1 protein-coding gene is annotated in these 1,639 nt (G+C 72.8%); it reads left to right on the top strand.

Features of this window, described 5'->3' with window-relative positions; translation table 11 throughout:
* The first annotated feature begins 110 nt into the window (after window positions 1–110).
* Window positions 111–1,574, top strand: a complete 1,464-nt coding sequence (locus H5J30_RS31900; protein ID WP_181791079.1) for a glycoside hydrolase family 47 protein — start codon at window positions 111–113, stop codon at window positions 1,572–1,574.
* The last annotated feature ends 65 nt before the right edge of the window (window positions 1,575–1,639 follow it).

Genomic DNA, 1,639 nt, shown 5'->3' with positions numbered 1-1,639 from the left:
GGGCACCATTGACACCGCCCCGAGCGCCGCTAGCCTCGATTCACGACCGCACGTGACAACGATGTCAGGCGCGTCGGGGGGCGCGTCCACACCGCGAAGGGGCAGCATCGATGGGCACCGCCGCACACCACCGCACCCCTCTCTCCCGCCGCCGGCTGCTGGCAGCCGCCGCCGCGACGTCCGCCGCCGGCGCCGGCGCCCTGGCGCAGGCCGCGCCCGCGCGCGCCCTGCCGGGCAGGGCCGCGCACCCCGCGGCCGCCGTCCGCGTACCCGCCGGGCCGCACGCCGCGCGCGAGATCCGCAAGGAGTTCCTGCACGCCTGGAACGGCTACCGGGCCGCCGCCTGGGGCCACGACGAGGTACGGCCCGTCTCCGGCACGTCGAGCGAGTTCTTCGCCCAGGGCCACCCCGTGGCCCTGTCCGTGATCGAGGCGCTGGACACGCTGTACGTGATGGAGCTGGACGAGGACCTGACGGAGTCCGCCGACTGGCTGGAGCAGAACCTCGACTTCGACATCGACGCCGACTTCCACGTCTTCGAAGCCGTCATCCGCGTCGTCGGCGGGCTGCTCGCCGGCCACCTCGTCACCGGCCGGCAGTCGCTGCTCGACCTGTGCGTCGACTTCACCGACCGGCTGCTGCCCGCGTTCACCAAGTCGCCCACCGGCATGCCGTACACCCGCGCCAACCTGCGCACCGGCGAGGTCCACGGCACCACCCCGCCGCTCGCCGAGATCGGCACGAACATCCTGGAGTTCGGGATGCTCTCCAGGCTCACCGGCGACGGCAAGTACTACGAGGCGGCCAAGCGCGCCTACCGCGCCGTGCTCGACCGGCGCTCCTCGCTCGACCTCCTCGGCACCCGGCTCGACGTCGAGACCGGCCGCTGGACCGACCCCACGGACCAGGGCCCCAACCCGCCCGTCGACTCCTTCTACGAGTACCTGTGGGGCGCCTGGGAGCTCTTCGGCGACCGGGACTGCCTGCGCTGGTGGCGGCTGCTCAACGGCGCCATGACCGAGCACCTGGTGGAGGAGTGGGACGGCCACGTCTGGTACCGCCAGGTCGACTTCGCCACCGGCGAGACCACCGGCCGGCGCCAGTCCGAGCTGGCGTCGTTCTGGGGCGGCCTGGTCGCCAAGGGCGGCGACCGGCGCCTCGGCGAGCGCTACCACCGCTCGTGGGAGTCGGTCCTGCAGCGCTGGCCCGTGCTGCCCGAGGAGATCGACTACGGCACGATGACCCCGACCTCGCGGGGCAACCAGTTCCGGCCCGAGTACGTCAACGGCGCCTTCGACCTCTACTGGCTGACGAGGGACGACTTCTACCGCCGCACCGCGTGGCAGTACTTCGAGGGCATGAAGGCCCACGCCCGCGTCCCCGGCGGCTACACGATCCTGGAGGACGTGACGACCTCGCCGATGCGCCGGGGCGACCTGTTCCCCGCGTACGCCTTCGCGGAGAACTTCAAATACCTGTACCTGATGTTCGCCCGCACCCGCCGCTTCGACGGCGGCGACTACGTGCTGTCGACGGAGGGCAAGATCCTGCGCGGCCTGCCCCGCCGCGGGTGAGAGCGGCCGGGGCCTGCCCTCCCGCGGACGGGCCCCGGCGCTCCCGGCGGGGGATCAGGGTCTGT

The sequence above is a fragment of the Streptomyces phytophilus genome (assembly GCF_013870535.1).
Taxonomy (GTDB): domain Bacteria; phylum Actinomycetota; class Actinomycetes; order Streptomycetales; family Streptomycetaceae; genus Streptomyces; species Streptomyces phytophilus.
This window is presented reverse-complemented; position numbering and strand designations above follow the sequence as displayed.

Coding starts and splice junctions, on each gene's coding strand:
- H5J30_RS31900 (WP_181791079.1), top strand. CDS start 111: ATGGGCACCGCCGCACACCACCGCACCCCTCTCTCCCGCCGCCGGCTG.